Below are 23,806 nucleotides of genomic sequence, written 5' to 3' on the forward strand. Positions count from 1 at the left end.
CTGAAAATGGGTCGGGGCGGATTCGAACGACGCGAAACTCGCTCCCGTCGGTCGCTCGTTTCTCTTATTCGAATCCGTCCGACCGCGCCACAGCCGGCGCTCGAAACGTGAGCGCCGGCAAAATATGGGTCGGGGCGGATTCGAACCGCCGGTCTCCTCCATGTCAAGGAGGTGTCATAGCCAGACTAGACCACCGACCCTCGTGCTTCCACCCAATCGTATCGGGGCAGAACAGTTGAAGGTTTCGAAACGGTCGACGGCGAACGGCGATTACGAAAACGTTAAGTGATGTACAAACCTGTTCATTAGATACCGAAACAGTACATTCGTGATTCCAATGCAAGGATACATCGAACGCGTCGCTGACGGCGAGGACCTCTCCGTTTCGGAGGCCAGAGCCGCGGCGACAGCCGTCTTCGAGGATGCGACGGACGCCCAGATCGGGGCCCTGCTGACGGCCATGCGCTCGAAGGGCGAGACAGAAGCCGAAATCGCCGGGTTTGCACAGGGGATGCGAGCGGCTGCGAGGACCATCGAGCCCGAACGGGACCGGTTGGTCGACACCTGTGGGACCGGCGGGGACGACTACGACACCATCAACGTCTCGACGGCCAGTGCGGTCGTGGCCAGCGGGGCCGGCGTCCCGATCGCGAAACACGGCAACTACTCGGTCTCCTCCTCGTCCGGTAGCGCTGATGTCCTCGAGACAGTCGGTGTCCCGGTCGGGGCCGAACCCCCGGCCGTCGAACGGGCCATCGAGGAGTCCGGGATCGGGTTCATGCTCGCCCCGGTGTTCCACCCCGCGATGAAAGCCGTCATCGGCCCCCGCCAGGAACTGGGTATTCGGACCGTGTTCAACGTACTTGGCCCGCTAACGAACCCGGCCGGGGCGGATGCACAGGTCCTGGGCGTGTACGATCCCGAACTCGTGCCGCTGGTCGCCCGCGCGCTTGCACACATGCCTGTCGAACACGCCCTCGTCGTCCACGGTTCGGGCCTCGACGAGATCGCGATCCACGATAAGACGGTCGTCGCCGAGGTGACCGGCGACTCGATCGAGGAGTACACCCTCCAGCCCGCCGACATGGGGCTTGAACGGGCGCGAATCGAGGCCGTAGCTGGTGGGAGCCCCGAGGAGAACGCCGAACACCTGACAGGGATCCTCAACGGGACTGTTCAGGGCCCGATGCGTGACATCATTCTCGCAAACGCCGGGGCAGCGATCTTTGTGGCCGGGGAAGCAGCCTCGATCCAGGAGGGTGCCGAGGTCGCCGCACAGGCCATCGACTCCGGTGCTGCAATGGAGAAACTAAGGGCCCTGAAAGCCGTCCCGGCGGTCTGATGGTTCGCGTAAAGCTCTGTGGGTTCACCCGGCAGGCGGACGTGACCCGTGCAGTCGAGGCCGGGGTAGACGCCGTCGGCGCGATCGTGGACGTCCCAGTCGAGACACCACGAGCGGTCGAGGTAACGCATGCAGCACGGCTCTTTGCGGCCGTTCCGCCTTTCGTCAGTACCGTCCTCGTGACGATGCCCGAATCCGTCGATCGAGCGCGGGAACTGATCGACCGGGTCGACCCCGACGCGATCCAGGTTCATGCCGGTCTCGCTCCGGCGGCTGTCGAGGCCCTTGCCGAGGAAACGTCCGCTATTGCAGCCGTTGGCCACGATGAACCGGCGATAAAAGAGTATGCCGACGCCGCTGATGGGCTGCTGGTCGACTCGACCGACGAGTCCGGCGCCGGCGGAACGGGGCAGACACACGACTGGACGGCGACCCGGGAACTCACCCAGCTCGACACCCCGATCGTGCTCGCCGGCGGGCTCACACCCGAAAACGTCCGCTCGGCGGTCACGACTGTCGGCCCCTACGCCGTCGACGCGGCGTCCGGAGTCGAGGCGGAACCCGGGCAGAAAGACGCGGCGGCGATGGATCAGTTCGTGGCTGCAGCGAGGGGGCGAGACTGATGAGGCTGCTCGACCGCTCGCGTTCGGAATTCGCGGACCTCCTGGACGCCGCGGAACCGGTGGTCGTCCGGGTCGCCGCCGAACTCCCGGTCTCGGTCTCGCCGCTTTCGGCGGCCGTCGCCCTAGACGACGAAAGCGAGTTCAGTTTCCTCCTGGAGAGCGGGGAGAAGACGGCCGCGAGCGATCCGGCCGATGCGTTCTCCGCCAGTGACTCCACGGACCGACACGCCCGGTTTTCCTTCGTGGGCTACGACCCCGACGCGGTACTCACGCTGGATGCGGACGGCGACAGCATCACGCGACTGCGGGATTCGCCGGCGGCCGACCTCGTGGCCACTGGGACGGGTGACGTGCTCGACCGCTTGCGGCGGGGGCTGCCCGACATCGAGCGACGGGGGTTCCCAGCGGCCGATCGGCAACACCTCTCCGGAGGGCTGGTCGGCTTTTTGGCCTACGACGCCGTGTACGACCTCTGGCTCTCGGAGCTCGGGATCGAGCGGCCGGAGAGCCCGGTACCCGACGCCCAGTTCGCGCTGACGACACGGACACTCGTCTTCGATCACGTGGCAGACACCGTCTCGCTCCTGTTCACGCCCGTGGTCGCCCCGGAGACGGATCCAGATCAGCTCTACGACGAGTTGCTCGCAGAAGCGCGCTCGGTCAAAGAACGACTGGAAGGGGCCGAATCGCCGGCTGAGGGGGACTTCCGTCGAACAGGCGAGCGAGCGGGCTCACAGGACGCCTACGAGGAGGCCGTGGCGACCGCGAAGCAGGCGGTCACGGAGGGAGAGGTGTACCAAGCAGTCGTTTCGCGCACGCGTGAACTCGAAGGTGACATCGATCCGGTGGTCCTGTACGACTCGATGCGGGCGGTCAACCCGTCGCCATACATGTACCTGCTGTCATACGGGGACCGCTCGATCGTGGGTGCGAGTCCCGAGACGCTCGTTGCCGTCGACGGCGAGACGGTTCGGAACAACCCGATCGCGGGGACCTGTCCACGGGGATCCAGTCCCGCGGAGGATCGTCGACTGGCCGGCGAGATGCTGGCCGACGACAAGGAGCGGGCCGAACACACGATGCTCGTCGACCTGGCGCGAAACGACGTCAGACGGGTCTCTCGGCCCGGGAGCGTGGACGTGACGGAGTTCATGCGCGTGCTGAAGTACAGCCACGTTCAGCACATCGAATCGACCGTGACTGGCCGTCTCCGAGAGGATCAAGATGCCTTTGACGCGATTCGGGCCTGCTTCCCCGCCGGCACGCTCTCGGGGGCCCCCAAGAGCCGGGCGATGGAGCTCATTCACGACCTCGAAGCCTCGCCACGGGGGGTGTACGGAGGCGGCGTGGGGTATGTCTCCTGGCAGGGGGACATGGACATGGCGATCGTGATCAGGACGGCGACCATCGAAGCTGGGGACCCTGACCGCCTTCGGGTTCGGGCCGGTGCTGGAGTCGTGGCCGATTCGGATCCCACGAGTGAGTACGAAGAGACCGAGGCGAAGATGGACGGGGCCCTGACGGCGGTCCGGGACATCGAGAACGGGCTGGAGGTGCCCCGATGAAGGTGCTCGTGATCGACAACTACGATTCTTTTACGTACAACCTGGTGGAGTACGTCTCGAAGGTCACGCTGCCGGACGGGACAACCCCCGAGATTACGGTCCTGAAAAACACCGCCGATCTCGAGGCCGTCCGCGCGGTCGACCCGGACGCGATCCTGATCAGTCCAGGGCCTGGTCACCCGGCAAACGACCGCGACGTGGGCGTCTCAACACCGGTCCTTCGGGAGATCTCCCCGCGGGTGCCCACGCTGGGTGTCTGTCTCGGGATGGAGGCGGCGGTCTCGGTGTACGGGGGCGAGGTCGGTACGGCGCCCGAACCGGTCCACGGCAAGGCGGACCCGGTCACCCACGACGGCCGGGGCATCTTCGAGGGAATCGAACCCGAGTTCCAGGGCGGTCGCTACCACTCGCTGATCGCACTGGACGTGCCTGGGGTCTTCGAGGTTTCGGCTCGAACCGAACAGGACGGCGAGTCGATTCCGATGGCGATTCGACACCGCGAGCACCCACTCGTCGCCGTGCAATTTCACCCCGAGAGCGTGCTGACGCCGGTCGGACACGAGTTGATCGAGCACTTCCTGCTGGCGGCGTAGAAACTCACGATTTCCCGCTCAGTCCCCGGAAATCGGAGGTTTGAGCTCGTTTTGATTTCGGTCGATTTCGCTTCGAATTTCACTTTCGCTCCGCCGGGAGTAGGCTTATACTGGTGCCCCCGTTACCGAAGTAGTGGCTCCGTACCCGCCAGGTGTGGCATGGGAAGACACACCCGCTGGCGGGTCGAACCGACGCGGGTTTACCGGACGAGCGGCTTCGTTCGCTACCCGCATCTCCCGGCACACATGTACATTGGACATTCACGCACACGACTGACTGTGGAGGTATCGAGATGAGTACGGAGCGGACAGGGGAGTACGAACTCCCCGTCAAGCGGGTCACCGGCGACACGCTCGAAACGCGGCTCACGGCCAACGCCTATCAGAACATCCTCCCGGCCCGCTACCTGAAGAAAGACGCCGACGGGGACCTGGTCGAGACCCAGGAAGACCTCTTCACTCGGGTCGCGCGGAACATCGCGCTCGCGGAGGTACCCTACGAGGCAGCGAACCGCGATCTGACGGTCACGGTGCGGCCGGACCAGGTCAAGCCCGACCACCCGCGTCGGGACGAACTCGCCGCTGAGGTCTTTGGGGAGGGGACGACCGTCGAGGACGACGTCGAGATCGAGCTCACTCCCGAGAACGTCAACAAGTTCGCCTACGAGACCGTCGTGCCCGAGGTCCCCGACGAGATTCGAGCCCACGTCGAGGATTTGGCCGCCCAGTACGAGGAGCTGATGAGCACGCTCTCCTTTATGCCCAACTCGCCCACGTTGATGAACGCGGGGAACGAGCTCCAGCAGCTCTCGGCCTGTTTTGTCAACTCTCCGGACGATGATCTCGCAGATATCCACGAAACGGCCAAAGAGGCCGCCTTAACCTTCCAGAGCGGGGGCGGCATGGGGTATGCGTTCTGGAAATTACGGCCCTACGGCGACGCGGTCGGCTCGACTGGCGGCATCGCCTCCGGCCCGATCACGTTCATGCGGACCTTCGACCAGATGACCGAGACCATCGCCCAGGGCGGCACCCGCCGCGGGGCCCAGATGGCGGTCATGCGCATCTCCCACCCGGACGTCATCGAGTTCATCCACTCGAAGAACAAGGACGTCTCGCTGGCTCACACGCTGAAGCTCAACGATCCGGACGACCCGACCTACACCGACTTCTCCGAAGCCCTGGAAGAGGCCCGCGCACTGATCGACGAGGAGGGACGGGTGCCCGAACACCTCCGGAACGCCGTCGAAGGCCACCTCTCGAATTTCAACATCTCTGTCGGGGTCACCGACGGCTTCATGGAGGCGCTGGCGAACGACGCGGAGTACACGCTCACGAACCCACGCACGGAAGAACCCCACATCGCGACGGCCGAGACAAAAGAGATGTACTCCCGCTACGATCTCGGGGAGTACGTCGAGGTCGGCGAGGAACTTTCCCTGCCCGCCTCGGTGCTCTGGGACCGGATCGTCGAGGGCGCACACGAGAACGGCGAGCCCGGCGTGATCTATCTGGAGCGGGCGAACAAGGAACACTCCTTCGACGTGGAGGAGCATCCCGACCACCGGATGCTCGCGACCAACCCTTGTGTGACCGGTGAGACGCTGATCAGCACCGAGGACGGCCTCGTCCCGGCCGAAGAACTCTACGAGCAGGGAGTCGCACGCGACGTCGTCGTCGACAGTCGGCTGAGCGAGGACGATGCGACCAAGGAAGCCAGCAGCGTGTTCAAGACTGGCGTAAAGGACGTCTACGAACTCTCCACCGAGGAAGGGTACGAACTCCGCCTCACTGCTGACCATCGGATGATGACCGACGAGGGGTGGGTAGAGGCAAAGAACCTTGAGCCAGGCGACACGGTCCACGTGCAGGACCGAAAAGGCCAGTTCGGGAACCACGGCTCCGCCGAGGAGGGCCGAGTGCTGGGCTGGCTCGTCGGAGACGGGCACCTCAAGAACGGCGAGGAACGTGCCGTTCTCAACTTCTACGACGAGGACGCCGAAATCTCCGAGCAGTTCGCCGCAGACGTCAACGACGTGGTCCGTGATCCGCGCGGCAACGCGGATTACGAGATCGGCGTCAGCGAGATTTCCCGGGGAGACGGGTATCGCGGCGCCCAGGCCATCGAACAACGGGTCCGTTCGGCACGCCTCTACGAGTACGCCGAACAGGCTGGACTCACCGACGAAAAGCTCCAGGTTCCCGAGGCGGTCATGCGAGGCAGTGAAGTGATGGCCCGGGGATTCCTCAGAGCCCTGTTCACCGCGGATGGGAGCGTTCAGGGGAACGTGGAGAAAGGCGTCTCGGTCCGTCTCACCAGCACCGACACTGACCTTCTCCAGGAGGTCCAGCAACTCCTGTTGAACTTCGGGATCTTCAGCAAGATATACGAGGACCGCCACGAGGCAGGCAGGCAGGAGATGCCCGACGGGAAGGGTGGTACGAAGACCTACGAACGCCAGGCGGACCACGACCTCGTCATCTCGAAAGATTCGCTGGTCACCTTCCGTGAGGAAATCGGCTTCCTCCGGGAGGACAAAAATGACGCGCTCGACGATCGGTTGGCCGAATACACGACCAGCCCGTACAGCGACGCCTTCGAGGCGACGGTGTCGGCGGTCGAAGCGGACGGCCACGAACCGGTGTACGACCTGACCGAGCCGGACACCCACTCCTTCGTCGCGAACGGCCTCGTCTGCCACAACTGTGGCGAGCAGCCGTTGGAGGAGTACGAGGCCTGTAACCTCGGTCACGTGAACCTCTCGACTATCGCTGCGACTGACAGTTCCGACTGGCGGGCCTGGTCGGCCGCCAACGAGGACGCCTACGACAGCCGGGAGGCGGCCGTCGAGGCGTTCCTTGAGGGGGCCATCGACTGGGCGGAGTTCGACCGCCGCATCCGGATCGGGACCCGGTTCCTCGAGGACGTGGTCACGATGTCGGATTTCCCGGTCGAGGAGATCACCGAGAAGGTGCGTGCAATGCGCAAGATCGGGCTGGGAATCATGGGTATCGCCCAATTGTTCGTTCAGCTCGGCATGCGCTATGGCTCCGAACCGGCAAACGAGGTCGCCCGCCAGCTCATGACCCACATCAACCACGAGTCCAAGCGGGTCTCCCACGAACTGGCCCTCGAACGGGGCAGCTTCGCGGAGTGGGACAACTCCAAGTACGCCGACCCCACCCGCTATGCCGAGTGGTTCGAGCATCACACCGGCGAGGACCCCGAGGACTGGCCCGAGGGCTATCCCATCCGGAACCACAACACGACCACGATCGCCCCGACGGGGACGACCTCGATGGTCGGCAACACCACCGGCGGCTGTGAGCCCATCTTCAACGTGGCCTACTACAAGAACGTCTCCGATGACGTGCAGGGCGAGGAGATGCTCGTCGAGTTCGACGACTACTTCCTCCGGACCCTGGAGGCAAACGACATCGACGTCGAGGACGTGAAAGCCGAGGCTACCGAGCAGATGGCCGCAAACGAGTTCGACGGCGTCGAGGGACTCTCGACGGTGCCTGATGCCATCGCGGAACTCTTTGTCACCTCCAGTGACCTCACGGGCAAGGAACACGCCTCGATCCAGACCGCCCTCCAGGAGGGCGTGGACTCCTCGATCTCGAAGACGGTGAACTTCCCGCGGGAGGCGACCGTCGAGGACATGGACGAAGTCCTGCGCTACATCTACGACCACGGTGGGAAGGGCGTGACCGTCTACCGAGACGGCACCCGCTCGAAGCAAGTCCTCACGACCCGCGCGGACAACACCGAGTTCGCGGACATGGACGAGGCCGAGGTCGCCGAGACCATCATCGAGCAGATCGAGACTGTCTTCGGCGGGTTCGAGTCCTTCCTCGACCGCGAGGACGTCACCGAACTTCTGGGGAGCGAACTCGATTCCATCGAGGGGCCGGACTACGCGGAGAAACGGGCTCGACCCGCCGCGTTGCAGGGCGTGAGCCAGCGAATCGACACTGGCTATGGCAAGCTCTACGTGACGATCAACGAGGACGGCGATGGGCGCCCCTTCGAGCTGTTCGCGAACATCGGCCACTCCGGCGGCTTCACGAACTCGTTCACCGAGGCCCTCGCGAAGGTCATCTCGACGGCGCTGCGCTCCGGCGTGGACCCCTACGAGATCGTCGACGAGCTCAAGGGAACCCGCAGCCCCAAGGTCGCCTGGGACAAGGGCGAGCAGATCAACTCGATCCCCGATGCCATCGGCACGGCGATGTACCGATATCTGGAGGACGAGGTCGACAAGCCCTATCCCCAGCAGGAGACGCTGGACGGCATTGAAGAGAGCGGCACCGAAACTGACGGTGGCGGCGCGGTCGCCACAAATACGGAATCGGAGGGGTCAACCCAGTCGCTCATCGACGCCGGGGAGAGCCCCGAGTGTCCCGAGTGTGGCTCGATGGATCTGTACTACTCCGAGGGCTGTAAGACCTGCCAGGCGTGTGGCTGGAGTGAGTGCAGTTAGGGACAAGGTTTAATCCCGATTCGTGTGGAGTTTCGCTGTGACCGACCGCGTCGAACTCGGTGTCGAACTTCTCGACCGCTTCGAGGACGTGGAACTTTCAGTCGCCGAGGTCATCGACCGCCTGGAGACGATCACGACCGACCCGCGAACCACCCGCGAGATTCTGGAACGAGCCGAAAACGAGGGAATCATCGAGCGGGACTCGGGGGTCGTCTACCCCGCCGGATCGAACTACGTCAGCTTCGAGGCCGAGGTCGTCACGAAAGAGGGGGAGTTCACCTGCCGTCGCTGTGGGGCCTCGATCACTACCGGGTACTTTCTGAATCTGGAGGCGGGCGAACATGGCCCCTTCGGCTCCTCCTGTATCCGAAAAGTCACCGGGCGGGAGTGATCAGTCCTCGATCTGGGATCGCAACCGGTCGAGCCGCGAGCGCTGGTCTTCGATCGCTGCGAGTTGCTCTTCGAGGAGTGTCTCCTGGTCGTCCAGGAGCGCTTCGAGTTCGTCGAGTTCGTCGAGGATCGACGCGGTATCGACCGCCGAAACAAACGCGGCCGACTCCGCTGGCTCCGGTTTGCCAGCAGTCGTCGATTCCTCGTCCGTGTCTGGCTCCTCGTCCTCCGCCGGTCGAACAGCCGCCTCGAAGGCAGCCTGGTCTGGCACCTCGTAGAACTGGTAGATGGCGTCCCGGATCGTCTCGTCCACGCGGCGAAAGCCCTCGTTGGGTGTCTTGATTCGCTCGGTTCGGTCCGGTGTCGAGATCACGAGCTGGGATGCGACACTGCCCTTCTCGGTTTCGAGGCCCTGGACCGACTCGTAAGGGACCGCCACGTACTCCTCGTCCCAGACCGCCGCGCCCACGTGTTTGACCAGCCGACGGTTCGTCACCACGAGTGTCAGTTCACCGAAGCGGTAGGTCGCACTGACGGTCTCGCCGGGCTCGATAACCTCCCTGGCGCGGAATACGCCCGCGAGAATCGGGTGCAGCGAATCGGAGACGTACTTCTCCGGGACGGTGAGCGACCGTGTCCCGTCGGTCCCATAATCGAACGTGATAGTGGACTTTCGTCGCCCCTCCTCGACGGTTACCCGCTCTGCTTCGTGTGGATAGGATTCGACCGATTCGTCGCTGAGAAAGCCCTCCGCCCCGTAGTGAATCGTCCGGGTGGGGGTCACGTACAGCGCGTCCTCGCCCTTGAGCGAGACGGTCGCCGACACCGTCTCGTCCCCCAGGGCCTCCGCGACGGCCGACGGTACGTTCATGTTGGCAGGTCTTCCCCCGCCGTGATAAACTCGGCGGGTCGCCCTATCGGAGATACAAAGGTTTTAGAGGACCAGTACCTAAGCCGGGCGTGAGCCCGGGTGGCTTAGTGGTCATAGCGCCGCACTCATAGGGTTTCGAGATTCGGTGCGGCCATCGGTGGCTCGCATCTCAGGTCGACCGAGCCTTGGACCTGGGACATGCGGAGGTCGAGGGTTCGAACCCCTCCCCGGGCACTTTTAACTGTCCTGTCAGGTACCCGTCCGACCGACCAGCGCTCCCACACCGATCCACCCCCTGCACCGGTCGCCGTTTTCTCGATTGATAGCTCGGGACGAGGATTTATGCGGGGTTGTAAATAACCGGGTGGCGTGTCTTCGCAAACCGATCTGCTGGGCTCGTCGCTTTCGTCGATTCGGACAGCGGTCGGCCACCTCGTCGACACGGCTTCCCCGATGGGTGGCTGGCTGCTCGTCGGCTCCGGCATCGGCTTGACGGCCCTCTCCGAACTCGTCTTTTTCGTCTACGGGAACGCCAATCCGGGTATTCGGGTCCTCGAGTTGTTGCTCCCCATGGCCGTCGGTATTGGGCTCATCTGGGTTGGATTTCAGTCCCGCCAGCATGGGTTTTCCTCCTGGCAGATCGCCGTCCTCGGGTTGTCCGTCCTCCTCGGGATGGGCGTGTTCGTCGTCATCGCGACCTACATGCGGCTCCTCCTCAGTCTGGAACAGCCCTTGCCGGCCAAGCCACTGTATCTCCTGTTGAATGCGATGGCGATCGGTGCGGTGCTCAACTTCGTGTATGCCTACCAGTACCTCAAAATTCGGGATCGGGCCGACCGACTGGCGGTCCGCCGGGATCGACTCGTCGGTGTCATCTCACTCGTCTCTCACGATATCCGCAATCCGCTGACCGTCGCCAAGGGGTATGCCGACATGGCCGGGGAACACGCCGCCCCGCTCGTCGAAGCCCTCGAACGCATCGAGACGATGGTCCAGGAATTGCTCGCGCTCGCACACAGCACCCAGTCCACGGCGGCACTGGAACCGGTCGCGGTGGCGGCGATCGCCCGCGAGTCCTGGGGCGTAGTCGAAACCGAAGCTGCCGATCTGGAGATCGCGACCGAGACCGAGGTCCTGGCCGAACCGGATCAGCTCCGACACCTCTTCGAGAACCTCTTCCGAAACGCAATCGAGCACGGCGGTACAGCAGTTACCGTGACGGTCGGGGACTTCGCGGGTGGGTTCTACGTCGCGGACGACGGCCCCGGAATTCCCGAGTCGGACCGAGAAACGGCCTTCGAGCCCGGCTACACGACAGCCGAGAGCGGGACCGGTCTGGGGCTCAACATCGTCCAGGAGATCTGTGTGGCACACGACTGGGAGGTGGCCGTCACCGAAAGCAGGGCAGGTGGGGCCCGCTTTGAGTTCGACGGCGTCGAGTTTCCCGATTGAGTCGTTCAGGAACCGGTTTTCACCACCACGGTGTTCCCGATCACGTCTCCGAGTCGCTGCCCGTCATCCGAACGATAGATGAGAACGCCACCCAGCAGGTACGCGGTCGGCAGCGCGTCGACGATTCGGAGGACGTTTCTAAGGATTGCCGCCAGCAAACTTGCGGGCCGCCCGTCCGCCTGAACGACCGTGATCCCGAACAGTCGCTTGCCGGGTGTCTGTCCGCTGGTCCACTCGAAGACGACGAAGTAGCCCAAGGCAAGCGGCCAGATCAGGAGCCCGACCACACCGACGAGCCTGGGAGCGACGGTAGCGGTAACCCCGCCCAGCACCGCCAGGCCCACCGTGAGGAGCACCGCGTCGACGGCAAAGGCGAGCAAGCGAGCAATTAGGGTGTCGTTTCTCGTTTCGAGTCGTGGGTTCGATCGCACCATGGGCCTGGTTGGCCCTGTTTTCGCACTTAAACATCCGGGCGGCGTTGCCGGCCCCCTGTTCGGCCACGAGTAACCTCGATAAACCGTTTCGGAGGTGGAAATCGATTTATTAAACGACGTAAAAGGCCGCGCCTGACGGTAAAGCAGACTGAATTGACGCCAACGTTCAGGCGGCTATATGGACCCAGGGCGCCTCTCTGTTAGTAGCGGTGGTCCCCATGTCCAGTCCCTCCCACACCCACGATCCGACCGGTGCATCGCCACCCGGGCACGGCCCGCTCCTGCGCCCACTCGAGGCCGTGGGATTCTGGGCCGCCGTTGCGCTTCCCTTCATCTACGTGCCGCTCATTCTGCGGGGTCTCGACACGTCGAGTATGCAGTTGACCGTCGCCGTGCTGATCGTGGTTCATCTGCTGGCACTGATCGCCGGCCACCGGTACAACGCCGACTGAGAACGGGGCTTTTTATCTCGTTCGGGGCCGTCCGCTGACGCATGGAACTGGGGACAGTCCCGCTCGGTCGGACTGGGACGCGGGTCTCGGAGATCGCCTTTGGAACCTGGCGGTTCGGCCGCACGGACGACACCGGGGCGATCGAGATCGATCGCGATCAGGCTCATCGACTGCTTGACGCCTACGAGGCGGCCGGCGGTCGGTTCATCGACACCGCTGACATGTACGGCGACGGTCGGGCCGAAGCCTATATCGGGGACTGGCTCGCGGAACGCGACCGCGAAGACTTCGTGGTTGCCTCGAAGATCTACTGGCCGACCCGCGAGGACGACCCGAACGGTCGGGGCCTGGGTCGCAAGCATCTCCGGCGACAGATCGACCGGATCCGAGACCGGCTGGGTACCGACTACCTCGACGTGCTTTACATCCACCGCTGGGACGACACGACGCCCGCCCCGGAGTTCATGCGAACGCTGAACGATTTCGTCCGGCGGGGGGCCGTGAACTACCTCGGCGCCTCCACACTGGAGCCAAACGCCTGGAAGGTCGTCAAGGCAAACGAGATCGCCCGGCGGGAGGGCTACGAACCCTTCAAAGTCGTCCAGCCGCGGTACAACGCGGTCAACCGGGAGATCGAGGGGACTTATCTGGACATGTGCCGGGATTACGACATCGGCATCATCCCCTGGTCGCCGCTGGCCGGCGGCTTTCTCAGCGGGAAGTACACGCGTGGAGAAGCACCGCCCCCTGATTCCCGTGGGGCGACCGACGAGCAGTTCGTCGACTCCTATCTCACCGCCGAGAACTTCGACGTTCTGGAGGAGGTCGAAGCGGTCGCCGCGGAGGTCGAGGCTTCCCCGGCCCAGGTAAGCCTCGCCTGGCTGCTGGCACACGACCAGGTGATCGCGCCGATCGTCGGCGCGACCTCCATCGACCAGCTCGAAGAGGATCTCGCGTCGACACAGATCAGCCTGTCCGCCCGGCAAGTCGAACGAATCGCGACCGCCAAGTAGCTACGCCGGCCGCTCGTAGACCGCTTCCGCGTACTGGTTCGAATCGATCGTGGTTCGCTCGGTATCCACCTGCTCGAAGCCACGGGATCGGTACAACTCGGTCACGTGATCGTTGGCCTCCAGCACTGTTGCTCGAAGCGTGTCCGCTCCGTCCGCCGTGAACGCCTCCTCGATCGCGTCGAACAGTGCCGTTTCCACGCCCGCCTCGCGGTGGGCTGGATCGACGTGTAAGCGGAGAATCGTCCCGGTCTCGCCGGCCCGGTGGCCGTGAACGAATCCGACGATCTCACCGTCTCGCAGGGCGACCAGCAACTCGGTGCCGGGATTCGAGAGTTCCATCTCGACGACTGGATCCCCATACCAGTGGGCGACGCCCGACTCGATGGTGTCCGCGGAAAGCGTGTCCGGGTAGTCGGCTCGCCAGGCCGCCTCGGCCACCGCGCGGATCGATTCGATGTCCGAGGTCGTGGCGTCTCGAATGTCCATAGCGGTCCTTGAACGGGGAGGCCCTTATCGGTCGCGTCCGAGCGTCGGCAGCCGGTCGCCCAGTGCCCGCCCGATCGCCTCCCGCTTGATCAGCCAGAACCCCACCACGATGATCGCAAAGCCGATCGCAGTGGCGGCGGACACCGACTCGTCGAGAACCAGCCACCCGGTGAGGGCCGCCCAGATCGGGGCCAGATACGAGACGAGGTTGATCTCGACGGGGCCCAACCGGTCCAGCAGGTCGAAGTAGATGAGAAACCCGATCGCACTGGCGACCACGGAGAGATAGCCGAGTGCGAGAAACGCCTCGCCGGACCAGACGACCGATTCGAGGCGTTCGCCCAGGCCCACACTGATCCCGTGGAGCATGATCGCCCCCAGCACCATCGACCAGGCCTCCATCGTCTCGATCGGGAGGGCGGCGTCGACGGCCGTCGCGAGAACACTCCCCAGCGCGAAACTCACGGCAGCCAGAAACACCAGAAACTCGCCGATACCACTCCCCAACAGTGCGGCTGGATCGGGCTGGGCGATGACGACGACCCCCAGGAGCCCGAGGACCAGACCGACCGTGCCTAACCGCGAGAGCGCTCGTCCGGGGAGCAAGACGCGGGCGAACCCGGTGGTCAAGATCGGGCTCAGGCTCACGACGACGGCGGCCACCGCACTCGTGGTGTTCAATTCGCCGACGAAGAGGAAGGCGTGATACCCCGCGATCATGAAGGCCCCACCGACTAGCACCACGATCCAGCCGGCCCGCGATTCGGGCCGCCACTGGTCGGTGGCCACGATCGCGTAGCCCAGCATCAGCACGCCCGCGAGGTCATAGCGAAACGCGGCAAAGAGGACCGGCGTCTCCCCAAAGGGGCCGAGCCCGGCCTTGATCGCCATGAACGCCGTGCCCCAGATGGCCGACAGGAGAAGCCACGCCAAAGCCTGCCTCGTTTTCGACACGGTCGGTACTACACCCTCGATACTTTCAGGGTTCCGACTCCCCGCCGAGCCCACCGGTCTGATGGAGATGCGTGAGCACGTCCTGTCGGGTGATGATGCCCTCGACGAAGCCGTCCTGTACCACCGGGACCCGATTGACGTTCGGCTCCGGGCGGGCCAGGATCTCGATGACCGTCTCGATGTCCTCCTCCGGGCCGACGGTGACGACGTCCTCGGTCATCACCGTGCTGATCGGGTCCCCGGCATGGCGAGCCAGGTCGATCTCCAGGTCCAGATCGCCGAAAGAGGCCTCGATGGCGTAATCGACCGGCTCCAGGAAGGGCGGTAGCCCCACCGGAATCCAGAACGTGCGATCGCTTGGCTCGAAGATGTTCACGAGGTCCCGCTGGGTCACGATTCCGACCAGCCGACCGTCGTCGTCCACGACGGGAAAGCCGTTGAACGGCCGCTGGGACATCTTCTTGAGTACCTCGCCGACGGAATCGTCGTGCTGGACGGTCTCGACGTCGGCCGTCATCAACTCGTGAGCCTGCATACACCCGACATCGTGGCCGGGGACTATCAGTTTTGGCGAGCGGTTTATGTAATCGGGCCCACAAGCGAGCATATGGCCTCCATGGGCCGGCCACGACTGCGTGACCTTTTCGACGAGTCACCGACGCCGCACATCGCCCACCCGCCACACACTCACCGACGTGACTATTATGTCGCAACGGACGGCTCTTTCGAGTCGACCGGCGCCGGGCTGGGTGTGATCATCGAGACCGCGAGCGGCAAGCGGGTCGCCAGGCTCGCCATTCCCGACGGGGCTCCCGACAACAACGTCGCCGAGTATCGGGCGCTTCATCTCGGGCTCGACGCACTTGCAGCCCGGGCCCCGGAATCGGCTGCCGTCGGCGTCCTCGTCGATCACGACGACCTGGCGAGCAACGTCAACGCCGCCGTGCTGGCCGGTCGGGACCGAGAGTTTCGGACCGTGGCCGGCCTGAGCCACCCGCCGGGAACGGCCCACCACTGGCGTGGCATTCGGGCCCGGATCGCCGGCTTCGAGACGGTCCGAGCCGCGGCCGTCGCGAGCGGGCAGAACCCGGCCCATCCGCTGGCGAACGCGCCAGAGGAGTACGCACACGTCAACCGGAATACTGCCAGCGGGCGGCCCACACGGCAGTCCACCGAGCAGGTTCCCCCTCCCTCACGAGCGGATCGACACGCCGGGGACTGATTCAGCGAGTGCTCGTCGAGGGACCGTTCTGCGCGTCGACCACCGCCACGGCCGCGAGGTTCACGATGTCATCGACCGAGTCCCCGCGCTGGAGGACGTGTACCGGCTTGTCCATCCCGACGAGCATTGGACCAATGGCTTCGGCCTCGCCCAGTCGCTGGAGGAGTTTGTAACCGATGTTCCCCGCTTCGAGGGTCGGAAAGACCAGGACGTTCGCCGGTTTTTCGAGGGCCGAAAAGTCGTAGGTTCCCGACAGCATGTCCTCGACGAGCGCGGTGTCGGCCTGCATCTCCCCGTCGACCGGGAAGTCGATGTCGGCCCGCTCGCGCAGTCGCGTCGCGGCCTCGCGGGGCACCTGGGTGGCCGCGTCGTCCACGCTGCCGAAGTCGGAATAGGAGAGCAGCGCCACCCGTGGCTCGACGTTGAATTCTCTGGCCAGCGCGGCGGTGTGTTCGGCCACCTCCTCCAGACACGCGGCCGAGGGATCGCGGTTGACCGTCGCGTCGGCCACGAACACCACCCGGTTCTGGAAGGTGAGCATGTAGACCCCGGCCGCGAAATCCGCCTCCGGGGCCGTACCGATCACCTGGAGGGGCGGCCGGAGCGCGGAGGGATAGTGGTAGGTCAGCCCGGTGAGCATGGCATCGACCTCCCCTCGCTCGACGAGCACGCTCGCCAGGTAGTTCGGGTCCCGTCTGACGAGTTCCTGGGCCTCGTTGCGGGTCATCCCCTTTCGCTGTCGGTGTTCGTAGAGGAACGTTGCCTGATCGGAGAGGTCCGCCTGCTGGGGGTCCAGAATCTCGGGCTCGTACTCGATGCCTAGCTCGTCGATCTGGCGGTCGATCGCCGTCGTCTCCCCGATGAGCACTGGCTCGGCGATGCCCGCATCGGCCATCTGGTTGGCCGCTCTGATCGTCTTCTCGTCCCCGCCCTCCGCGAGGGCGATCCGCTTCGGGTCGGCCATGGCCTTGTTGTAGATGATCCGCATCATCTCGCGGGACTTGCCCAGCCGGGCTTCGAGTGACTCGCGATACGCGTCGAGATCAGTGATCTCCCGACGGGCCACCTCCGTCTCCATGGCCGCCTCGGCCACGGCGGGTGCGACCCGGAGGAGGACTCGTGGGTCAAGCGGTTTCGGAATCACGTATTCGGGGCCGAACTGGAGCGGCTGGTCGCCGTAGGCCTGGACGACCTCGTCAGGGACGTCCTCCCGGGCGAGGGTCGCCAGTGCCTCGGCGGCAGCCACTTTCATCGCCTCGTTGATCTGGGTCGCGCGCACGTCCAGCGCCCCCCGGAAGATGAAGGGGAACCCGAGGACGTTGTTGATCTGGTTCGGGAAGTCCGATCGGCCGGTGGCCGCGATCACCGTGTCCTCGCGGGCCGTCTTGGCGTCCTCGTAGCCGATTTCGGGGTCGGGATTCGCCATGGCGAAGACCATCGGGTTCGGGGCCATCGATCGGACCATCTCCGGGGAGACGATCCCGCCGACCGAGAGGCCGACGAAGACATCAGCTCCCGCCATGGCGTCTGCGAGGTCGCCCGCGGGCCGGTCCTGCGCAAACGCGGCCTTGTACTCGTTTACGTCCCCAGCGTCGACGCGCTCCTGGGTGATGATGCCCGTCGAGTCACACATGGTGACGTTCTCGCGTGGGACCCCCAGTGCCGTGTAAAAGCGGGCGGTCGCGATGGCACTCGCTCCGGCTCCGGAGATCACTACCTCGAGGGCGTCCAGCTCTTTGTCCAGAATTTCGGCCCCGTTCAGGAGGCCCGCCCCGGTGATGATCGCCGTCCCGTGCTGGTCGTCGTGAAAAACAGGGATGTCCATCTGCTCACGGAGCCGCTCCTCGATCTCGAAGCAGTCTGGGGCCTTGATGTCCTCCAGGTTGATGCCACCGAAGGTCGGCTCCATCGCGAGGACCGTCTGAACCAGGGTGTCCGGATCGTCGAGATCGAGTTCCACGTCGAAGACGTCGATGTCCGCAAAGCGCTTGAAGAGCACCCCTTTCCCCTCCATGACTGGTTTGGCCGCGTCGGCCCCGATGTCCCCCAGCCCGAGTACTGCACTGCCGTTCGAGATGACCCCCACCAGGTTGCTCTTGGCGGTGTAGGTGTAGGCGTCGGTCGGGTCGGCCGCGATCTCCTCGCAGGGGGCGGCCACTCCTGGCGAGTATGCCAGGCTCAGATCTCGCTGGGTGTTCGTCGGCTTCGTCGTCGCTATCGAGATTTTCCCCGGCGGGTCCCGGGCGTGATACTCCAAAGCGTCCTCGTCGAGTCCCATGTGCTCCCAACCCGGCCCCGGCAGCAAAAGTCTACCCGCTCAGCGGCGGTCGATCCCGATCAAAAGAAGTCGTCCAGGCCGGACTGAGAGTCCTCCTCTTCCTCTTCGTCTTCCGCAGCCGACTCGGATTCGCTCGGTTCCTCGGCCCCTTGTGCTGGCTCCGTTTCGATCCCTTCGGACTGGGACCCGTGGCTCCCCGCAAAGGCCCCACCCGAATGCTCGACGGCGGCTTCCTCCCGGAGCGAGCGAGCGTCCTCGACGATCGACTGGACCTTGTTGGTGTCCTCGCCGCTCCCCGTGACGAAGGCGACGTGTGACTCGTCTAGCTCGTAGGCTGCGGCCATGGCGACGGTCAGTTCCCGGTTCTTGCAGTGATGGGTCATCGCCGCGAGATAGGGGAGGACCGCTCGCCGGGCCGTCCCCATGCTCAACCCGGCGACTTCCGCGATCTTTCGGGCCACGTAGTCGCGGGTCTCCCGCGTGCCCCGCGAGCGACCGAGCTTCGACCAGTAACTCGGCGGGCCGTAGCGTGTCCAGCCGCCTTTCGTCCCCTCCCGGGCGGCGGCCACCCCTGCGACGGCGTTGTCGCTCACGTACCGCCAGTAGCTGTAGTCCTGGGTTGCCCGAACCCGACCCAGCCATCGGTCGCCGGTCGCGAGCGCGTCGTAGGCCCGGGCCAGTTCTGCCCCCTCGTAATCCTTGGGCATGTTGTCCTCGATCCAGTGGATCAGGTCGTCGGGGGTCTCGTCCACGTCGTAGCCGGTCTTGAGCGCCGTTTCGGCATCGCCTTCCTTGAGGACGACATCGAGGAACGGGAAGATATCCGCCGTCGAGTCCCGATCGCCCGTGACCACGTCTTCGGCCGTGAGGAGCTGATTCTCCTCGGCTAAAGCCTGCAGGTCGTTGATGGCCGAGCGCAGGTCCCCATCGTTCTTCTCCGCGATGGCCTCCAGGGCTGTGTCCTCGTAGGTCACGTCCTCACGACGGCAGATGTCACGCAGCACGGGCAGGATCGAGCGCTTCGAGACGTCCCGAAACTCGATGTCCCGGCAGGCGTTTCGTAGGCCCCGGGACATGTCGTAGAACTCGTTTGCGATGAGCACGACCGGCTGGGTGGCGTCTTTGACCAGTCGTGTGATCGCTCCCGTTCCGCCCCGGTCGACGGTCCCATGGAGGTTGTCGGCCTCGTCGAGGATGATGAGTTTGCGACCACCCGTGCCGCCCCCGAGCGTGCCGGTGCGGGCGGCTTCCCCGGCCACGTGGTCGATGATGTCCCCAGTTCGCTGGTCGCTCGCGTTGAGCTCGACGGCGTCCCAGCCCTTGTCCGCGGCCAGCGCGTGGGCTGCGGAGGTCTTGCCGATGCCCGGTGAGCCATGCAGGATGACCGCCTCGCGGTGGTCCGGCCAGGTGTCGGCCCACTCCTCGAACTCGTCGCGGGCCGAGTCGTTCCCGCGGACCTCGCCGAGGGTCGTCGGCCGATACCGTTCGGTCCAATCCGCCATTATTTCTTATTGCTGGGTCCCGCGTTTATCGGTTCCGGGTCGATTCCCCACCAGGTGGGTGCCGGCCCTCTCCCGCGGCCTCACGGCTTTTCGGAGACAACTCCCGTGCCATCATTTCGCCCCAGTGCTCGAAGCCGTAGTTTTCGTAGAGTGAGTGGGCCCGCTCGTTCGACTGGTCGACGTCGAGCAGGAATCGATCGAGCGGGAGGGCTTGTGACTGGGCGACCGCGATGGCCGCGGCCATCAACTCGTCGGCGACGTCGGTCCCGCGATGGGCTGGTTCGACGTAAATCTCGTTCAGCACTGCCCCGTCCCAGATGTGTGCCATCGTCTCGGGGAGGACGAAGACATAGCCCACCACGTCCCCCTCGCGCTCGGTCACCTGGACGGCCCGGGATTCCTCCTCCATACACCGATCAACCCAGTCGAGGTAGCTCCGCCGGTACTCGGCATCGAGTTTCGCCTGATACCGCTCGGCTTTCGACCCGTCTCCCGTTCCCGAGCCGAGCCCGAGTTCGAAGCCGCGCTTGAGTTCCCAGAGGGCGTCGGCGTCGTCCGGTCGGTACGCTCTCGCCATAGCCACACTCGACCGGCCACCCAGGTGAGGGTACCGCTTCGCTCGGAGTTCGGCACCTGTCGATACCCTTTTCGGCAACGGCTCGCAACCGGAGTTCATGGACGACCCGCGGACGGGCCTCGCAGAGCGAATCGCGGGCGAGGTGACACTCAGCGACGAACCGGGCGAAACCCTTCGCAAGTGGCGAACCGACTTCGAGGTCTCCCAGACCGATCTGGCTCGCGAGCTCGAGGTCTCTCCCTCCGTCGTCTCCGATTACGAGAGCGGGCGCCGGGCCAGCCCCGGCGCAGATCTGGTGGCCCGGTTCGTTCGGGCGCTTTTGGCTATCGACGAGCGCCGCGGGGGCGAACACGCCCGCCAGTTCGCCCGGGTCCTCTCTGCCGGCTTCGACAGCGATGTGGTACTGGACCTGCGCGAGTACTCGCGCTCGGTCCCGCTCGCCCAGTTTTACGACCACATTGGGGCCACGGAAGTCGCCGCGGGCGATCGCTCCGCGATCAGCGGGCACACCGTCATCGACAGCATCCGGGCGATCGCCGAGCTCCCTTCCGAGGAGTTCTACCGGCTCTATGGCCAGTCGACGAACCGCGTCCTGGGATTTACGAACGTCACCCGGGGGGAATCGCCGCTGGTGGCACTGCGCGTTGTCAATCCGAAACCGAACGCGGTGCTCCTGTGTGGGATCGAAGAATCGGACCTCTGGGAACACGCCCCCGATCTGGCGCGACGGGACGGCGTCTCGCTCGCTGTCACGCCACTCGAACCCGAGACACTCCGGGCCCGCCTTCGCGAGTTTCCCTGATCACTCGATGAACGTGTACTGGCGCTCGTTCATCGGGCCCCAGCCGTCGAAGACGAACTCGCCCTCGGGGGCCGTGAAGGGTTCGAGGGTCTTCTCCTTCGCGTGGTTGTGCTGGTCGTGGACCCGCTCGTACTCCTCGAAGGTGATCGGGTGGCGGGCGGCGAGCAGCTCGTCGACGCTGTCGCCGTCGATCTCGGATTCCCAGCCCTCGACGACTCGCTCCTCGTGGATCTCGGCCTGAGCCCCGCTGCCGTAGGACCCGACGAGCAGGGTCTCCCCCGCGAGGTCGATGCCCTCCCGCTTCGCGTAGATCAACGCGCTCAGACGGGCGAGGTGCACCGAACTCGTATACCAGTTCCCGACTCGGCTGGAGATGTCCAGCGTGGGTTCGATGGTTCGCTCGTACCACTCGCGGTAGGCCTCGGTCTCCGAGAGGGCGTCCATGTAGGCCTGGATGTCCTCGGAGAAAGCTTCATCGTCCTCGTACTCCTCGGGCCGTGGCTGGCGTCCGATCTCGGCGGCCAGCTCGTCTTCGATGTCGGTATCCCGGATCATGTGCCGGTAGCCGAGCACCGCGGCCTTTCGGACCATGTTCGGGAACGGCGTGTGGAAGGGAATGAATCGGTAGTCCTCGGGGTGGCTCTTCCCCGTCACGGACTCGAAGTCCTCCAGCGCCTCCCGCATCCGGGCGAGATAGACCTGCATGGAGCGCTTGCCGTCCACACTGGGGAACTGCTGGTTGGGCTTGAGGAAGTCAGTCTCGTCGACCGAGCCAAAGCCCTGCTCCATCGAGAGTTCGACGATCGACGGGTCTTCGGTGACGTACATCGCGACCGCGCCGGCCCCCTGGGTGGCCTCGCCGGGGTCGCCCCGTTCGTAGAGTGCGGTGTCAGTGGCGATGACGATGGCTCCGCGGCCCCGATTCCGCCCGGCGGCGATCCAGTTCATCGCGTCGTTGAGCGCCTGTGTGCCGGAGATGCAGGCGAACTTCCGCTCGCCCTTGTTCGCGTGGCGGAACTCCCCGTCGAGGACCCGCTCCAGCGCGCCGGCGACGTAGGTCGAGACCGGCTTTGACTTGTCGAAGGCGCTCTCGGTGGCGACGTCGATCCGGCCGACGTCGGCGGGATCGATGTCCTTGCGTTCGATCAGTCGATAGGCCGCGTTCGCGGCCATGGTGACGATGTCCTCGTAGGCATCCGGGAAGGAACTCTGGAAGAGGCCCAGCCCCTTGGTGTACTTCTCCGGGTCGTCGTCCATCACGGGTGCAAACTCCTCGGGGAGGTCCAGACTGAGTTTCCCCGACCAGATCTCGATGCCGTCGATGCCGACTGCAGTCATGGGTTGGCGGCGATACTTCGGGATGGCTTATGGTACTGTCGATAGGGAGTTCGACGATTGTTGAATATCGGTATTAGAGAAAAACGCCCACCAAAATTTGTAGCCCACCTTCTGGCAGAAGTTATTGCCTACAAATAGCCGGCTAATTTCCTCATCAATTTTATTTTGGAATGTCAATAGTAAATTGTTGGTCACTGCCGTCGGCGAAGTACAATGTTAAAGTCACACTTTCTCCTTTCATGTTTCCCTTGGCCTCGAACTCCCCAAGCGTAAACGTCTCGGTGGCCCCATCAGTAATAGTTGCACTTTCATCTAATGAATAAGATGGCCCTCCGATTGAGATGGGCGTATTCAAATTACCACCTGCTCCCTCAAACTCATATCCGTCACCGTTGTCAATGGAATCGGCGTTTGCAGTAGTGCTGTCGACAGAGATTTGGGTGATAGTGGCTGGAGAATCGCCGTTGTTTCTGAGGCTAAATTCGATCGTCTTCTGACCGTCGCCAATCGTTGTATCCCCGGTATTTGTGAGATAGGTTGTTTGATCGCCTTGGGAAGGTGGCGTCGTTGCACCAGTTCCCACGTTCTCCTTCACACCACCTGCTTCAGGCTCCTCCTGAATCCCCACGGTGTTGATCTTCAAATTATCCTTCTCGACCGTCAGATTCAGCGCGTGAACGCCTGATTCGTACCAATCGGGCGTCACCGTTGGGTCGACCGTCACGTCATCGTCGAAGGCGTCATTCCAGTACGTGTCCCCCGAGAGTTGTGTGGGAATCGCGATCTCCAGTTCGCCTGTCAACGCAGAGAGATCGCCCGCCTGGGTAGGGTAGAGTTCGACGGTCACACGACCTGTGCCACTCCGCCGGAAGTCGTTCTGGAGGGCCGTGATCCGGACGGTGTTGTCGTCGGTGACGAGGTTCTGCTCTTCGATAATGACGATTCCGCCCCGCTGGCTCTCATCGAGGTACAACACCGAGTTCTCGTACCAGGTCGGTCCCGACTGGAACTCGTGGTACCCCGGCTGGTACTCCAGGAAGCGAGTCGGAATTCGCTCGGTCGTCCCCGTCTCGTCCGTGATCGTGATGTTGTAGGCCTCACTGGTCTGCAGTGTGCCCGAGGCCGGTGGTGGGTTTACCGCGAGTACGCGTGGCGGATACGCGGTCCCGAGTTTCACCGTCGGGAACTGTGAGACGTCGTTCTGGCCCGCCGTCGAGATCGCGCTCCGAAGGTCCACCAGGTCGTTTCGAACGTCCTCGAAGTGCTGGTACTCGATCTGCTCGTTCTCCGCCGGCACGACCTGGGCCTGATTGACCGACAGCAGAATCATCAAAATCGCGAAGATGAAGATGAACCCGATGACTGCTGAAACGCCCCGGTCGTCGCCGAAATCGAGCCCATCGCGCATTGGTTGGCCGAACAAAG

General features: G+C 64.3%; 21 protein-coding genes and 2 tRNA genes. 12 read left to right on the forward strand and 11 right to left on the reverse strand.

Annotation, left to right across the window (positions count from 1 at the left end; translation table 11 throughout):
- Positions 1-125 precede the first annotated feature (125 nt).
- Positions 126-200: transfer RNA gene (locus tag HSR6_RS02270), tRNA-Val, on the reverse strand.
- Between the two features lie 137 nt (positions 201-337).
- Here HSR6_RS02270 and trpD point away from each other — a divergent pair.
- From trpD to HSR6_RS02300, 6 genes are all read left to right on the forward strand, one after another.
- Positions 338-1,342: an anthranilate phosphoribosyltransferase gene (trpD, locus tag HSR6_RS02275; RefSeq protein ID WP_071932680.1), complete on the forward strand. Its 1,005-nt coding sequence runs from the start codon at positions 338-340 to the stop codon at positions 1,340-1,342.
- Entirely contained in the window at positions 1,342-1,965 is a 624-nt protein-coding gene (locus tag HSR6_RS02280) for a phosphoribosylanthranilate isomerase (RefSeq protein WP_071932681.1), read from the forward strand. The genes trpD and HSR6_RS02280 overlap by 1 nt, the downstream gene beginning before the upstream one ends.
- On the forward strand, positions 1,965-3,530 hold the full coding sequence (trpE, locus tag HSR6_RS02285) for an anthranilate synthase component I (RefSeq protein WP_070364427.1): 1,566 nt from the start codon (positions 1,965-1,967) through the stop codon (positions 3,528-3,530). Before HSR6_RS02280 ends, trpE begins: the two co-directional genes overlap by 1 nt.
- Complete coding sequence (gene trpG, locus HSR6_RS02290; RefSeq protein WP_071932682.1) at positions 3,527-4,123, forward strand: anthranilate synthase component II; 597 nt, start codon at positions 3,527-3,529, stop codon at positions 4,121-4,123. The genes trpE and trpG overlap by 4 nt, the downstream gene beginning before the upstream one ends.
- Before the next feature lie 293 nt (positions 4,124-4,416).
- Entirely contained in the window at positions 4,417-8,610 is a 4,194-nt protein-coding gene (locus tag HSR6_RS02295; protein ID WP_070364429.1) for an LAGLIDADG family homing endonuclease, read from the forward strand.
- A 37-nt stretch (positions 8,611-8,647) separates the two neighbouring features.
- Positions 8,648-9,001 carry a DUF5830 family protein gene (locus tag HSR6_RS02300; protein WP_070364430.1) on the forward strand — a complete coding sequence of 118 codons (354 nt, stop codon included), beginning with the start codon at positions 8,648-8,650 and terminating at the stop codon, positions 8,999-9,001.
- On the opposite strand, the gene HSR6_RS02305 is transcribed toward HSR6_RS02300, so the two are convergent.
- Positions 9,002-9,871, reverse strand: a complete 870-nt coding sequence (locus HSR6_RS02305) for a DUF7115 domain-containing protein (protein ID WP_071932683.1) — start codon at positions 9,869-9,871, stop codon at positions 9,002-9,004.
- Positions 9,872-9,964: 93 nt separating this feature from the next.
- Here HSR6_RS02305 and HSR6_RS02310 point away from each other — a divergent pair.
- Together HSR6_RS02310 and HSR6_RS02315 are read left to right on the forward strand one after the other, a co-directional pair.
- A tRNA-Met gene (locus HSR6_RS02310) sits at positions 9,965-10,105 on the forward strand.
- 135 nt (positions 10,106-10,240) lie between these two features.
- Entirely contained in the window at positions 10,241-11,323 is a 1,083-nt protein-coding gene (locus HSR6_RS02315) for a sensor histidine kinase (protein ID WP_071932684.1), read from the forward strand.
- A 5-nt stretch (positions 11,324-11,328) separates the two neighbouring features.
- Here the strand turns inward: HSR6_RS02315 and HSR6_RS02320 are convergent, their stop codons facing one another.
- Positions 11,329-11,757, reverse strand: a complete 429-nt coding sequence (locus tag HSR6_RS02320; RefSeq protein ID WP_070364433.1) for an RDD family protein — start codon at positions 11,755-11,757, stop codon at positions 11,329-11,331.
- A gap of 218 nt (positions 11,758-11,975) precedes the next feature.
- Between HSR6_RS02320 and HSR6_RS02325 the strand changes: the two genes are divergently transcribed.
- Positions 11,976-12,209 (forward strand): hypothetical protein, encoded by a 234-nt coding sequence (locus HSR6_RS02325; RefSeq protein WP_070364434.1) that lies wholly within the window; start codon positions 11,976-11,978, stop codon positions 12,207-12,209.
- Between the two features lie 41 nt (positions 12,210-12,250).
- Positions 12,251-13,222: an aldo/keto reductase gene (locus HSR6_RS02330; RefSeq protein WP_070364435.1), complete on the forward strand. Its 972-nt coding sequence runs from the start codon at positions 12,251-12,253 to the stop codon at positions 13,220-13,222.
- On the opposite strand, the gene HSR6_RS02335 is transcribed toward HSR6_RS02330, so the two are convergent.
- From HSR6_RS02335 to HSR6_RS02345, 3 genes are read right to left on the reverse strand one after another with little or no spacing between them, the layout of a single operon-like run.
- On the reverse strand, positions 13,223-13,708 hold the full coding sequence (locus tag HSR6_RS02335) for a GNAT family N-acetyltransferase (protein WP_071932685.1): 486 nt from the start codon (positions 13,706-13,708) through the stop codon (positions 13,223-13,225).
- A 24-nt stretch (positions 13,709-13,732) separates the two neighbouring features.
- Positions 13,733-14,662 (reverse strand): DMT family transporter, encoded by a 930-nt coding sequence (locus HSR6_RS02340; protein WP_071932686.1) that lies wholly within the window; start codon positions 14,660-14,662, stop codon positions 13,733-13,735.
- Between the two features lie 25 nt (positions 14,663-14,687).
- Positions 14,688-15,197 (reverse strand): CBS domain-containing protein, encoded by a 510-nt coding sequence (locus tag HSR6_RS02345; RefSeq protein WP_070364438.1) that lies wholly within the window; start codon positions 15,195-15,197, stop codon positions 14,688-14,690.
- Between the two features lie 72 nt (positions 15,198-15,269).
- On the opposite strand from HSR6_RS02345, the gene HSR6_RS02350 reads away from it, so the two are divergent.
- Positions 15,270-15,884, forward strand: coding sequence for a ribonuclease H family protein (locus tag HSR6_RS02350; RefSeq protein WP_071932687.1), 615 nt, complete (start codon positions 15,270-15,272; stop codon positions 15,882-15,884).
- Position 15,885: 1 nt separating this feature from the next.
- On the opposite strand, the gene HSR6_RS02355 is transcribed toward HSR6_RS02350, so the two are convergent.
- The 3 genes from HSR6_RS02355 to HSR6_RS02365 are packed head-to-tail and all read right to left on the reverse strand — an operon-like array spanning position 15,886 to position 20,241.
- Positions 15,886-18,162 (reverse strand): NADP-dependent malic enzyme, encoded by a 2,277-nt coding sequence (locus tag HSR6_RS02355; RefSeq protein WP_071932688.1) that lies wholly within the window; start codon positions 18,160-18,162, stop codon positions 15,886-15,888.
- 59 nt (positions 18,163-18,221) lie between these two features.
- Entirely contained in the window at positions 18,222-19,664 is a 1,443-nt protein-coding gene (locus HSR6_RS02360) for a replication factor C large subunit (RefSeq protein WP_070364441.1), read from the reverse strand.
- Positions 19,665-19,689: 25 nt separating this feature from the next.
- On the reverse strand, positions 19,690-20,241 hold the full coding sequence (locus tag HSR6_RS02365; protein ID WP_070364442.1) for a GNAT family N-acetyltransferase: 552 nt from the start codon (positions 20,239-20,241) through the stop codon (positions 19,690-19,692).
- Between the two features lie 97 nt (positions 20,242-20,338).
- Here HSR6_RS02365 and HSR6_RS02370 point away from each other — a divergent pair, with 97 nt between their 5' ends.
- On the forward strand, positions 20,339-21,043 hold the full coding sequence (locus HSR6_RS02370; RefSeq protein WP_071932689.1) for a helix-turn-helix domain-containing protein: 705 nt from the start codon (positions 20,339-20,341) through the stop codon (positions 21,041-21,043).
- Here HSR6_RS02370 and hmgB read toward each other — a convergent pair whose 3' ends face one another.
- Both hmgB and HSR6_RS02380 read right to left on the reverse strand, forming a co-directional pair.
- Positions 21,044-22,381, reverse strand: coding sequence for a hydroxymethylglutaryl-CoA synthase (gene hmgB / locus HSR6_RS02375; protein ID WP_071932690.1), 1,338 nt, complete (start codon positions 22,379-22,381; stop codon positions 21,044-21,046). It abuts the gene before it with no gap.
- Positions 22,382-22,541: 160 nt separating this feature from the next.
- On the reverse strand, positions 22,542-23,789 hold the full coding sequence (locus HSR6_RS02380; protein WP_071932691.1) for a hypothetical protein: 1,248 nt from the start codon (positions 23,787-23,789) through the stop codon (positions 22,542-22,544).
- Between the last annotated feature and the right edge of the window lie 17 nt (positions 23,790-23,806).

This window comes from Halodesulfurarchaeum formicicum, assembly GCF_001886955.1.
Lineage (GTDB): Archaea > Halobacteriota > Halobacteria > Halobacteriales > Halobacteriaceae > Halodesulfurarchaeum > Halodesulfurarchaeum formicicum.

Coding starts and splice junctions, on each gene's coding strand:
- trpD (WP_071932680.1), top strand. CDS start 338: ATGCAAGGATACATCGAACGCGTCGCTGACGGCGAGGACCTCTCCGTT.
- HSR6_RS02280 (WP_071932681.1), top strand. CDS start 1,342: ATGGTTCGCGTAAAGCTCTGTGGGTTCACCCGGCAGGCGGACGTGACC.
- trpE (WP_070364427.1), top strand. CDS start 1,965: ATGAGGCTGCTCGACCGCTCGCGTTCGGAATTCGCGGACCTCCTGGAC.
- trpG (WP_071932682.1), top strand. CDS start 3,527: ATGAAGGTGCTCGTGATCGACAACTACGATTCTTTTACGTACAACCTG.
- HSR6_RS02295 (WP_070364429.1), top strand. CDS start 4,417: ATGAGTACGGAGCGGACAGGGGAGTACGAACTCCCCGTCAAGCGGGTC.
- HSR6_RS02305 (WP_071932683.1), bottom strand. CDS start 9,871: ATGAACGTACCGTCGGCCGTCGCGGAGGCCCTGGGGGACGAGACGGTG.
- HSR6_RS02320 (WP_070364433.1), bottom strand. CDS start 11,757: ATGGTGCGATCGAACCCACGACTCGAAACGAGAAACGACACCCTAATT.
- HSR6_RS02325 (WP_070364434.1), top strand. CDS start 11,976: ATGTCCAGTCCCTCCCACACCCACGATCCGACCGGTGCATCGCCACCC.
- HSR6_RS02330 (WP_070364435.1), top strand. CDS start 12,251: ATGGAACTGGGGACAGTCCCGCTCGGTCGGACTGGGACGCGGGTCTCG.
- HSR6_RS02335 (WP_071932685.1), bottom strand. CDS start 13,708: ATGGACATTCGAGACGCCACGACCTCGGACATCGAATCGATCCGCGCG.
- HSR6_RS02345 (WP_070364438.1), bottom strand. CDS start 15,197: ATGCAGGCTCACGAGTTGATGACGGCCGACGTCGAGACCGTCCAGCAC.
- HSR6_RS02350 (WP_071932687.1), top strand. CDS start 15,270: ATGGCCTCCATGGGCCGGCCACGACTGCGTGACCTTTTCGACGAGTCA.
- HSR6_RS02355 (WP_071932688.1), bottom strand. CDS start 18,162: ATGGGACTCGACGAGGACGCTTTGGAGTATCACGCCCGGGACCCGCCG.
- HSR6_RS02360 (WP_070364441.1), bottom strand. CDS start 19,664: ATGGCGGATTGGACCGAACGGTATCGGCCGACGACCCTCGGCGAGGTC.
- HSR6_RS02365 (WP_070364442.1), bottom strand. CDS start 20,241: ATGGCGAGAGCGTACCGACCGGACGACGCCGACGCCCTCTGGGAACTC.
- HSR6_RS02370 (WP_071932689.1), top strand. CDS start 20,339: ATGGACGACCCGCGGACGGGCCTCGCAGAGCGAATCGCGGGCGAGGTG.
- hmgB (WP_071932690.1), bottom strand. CDS start 22,381: ATGACTGCAGTCGGCATCGACGGCATCGAGATCTGGTCGGGGAAACTC.
- HSR6_RS02380 (WP_071932691.1), bottom strand. CDS start 23,789: ATGCGCGATGGGCTCGATTTCGGCGACGACCGGGGCGTTTCAGCAGTC.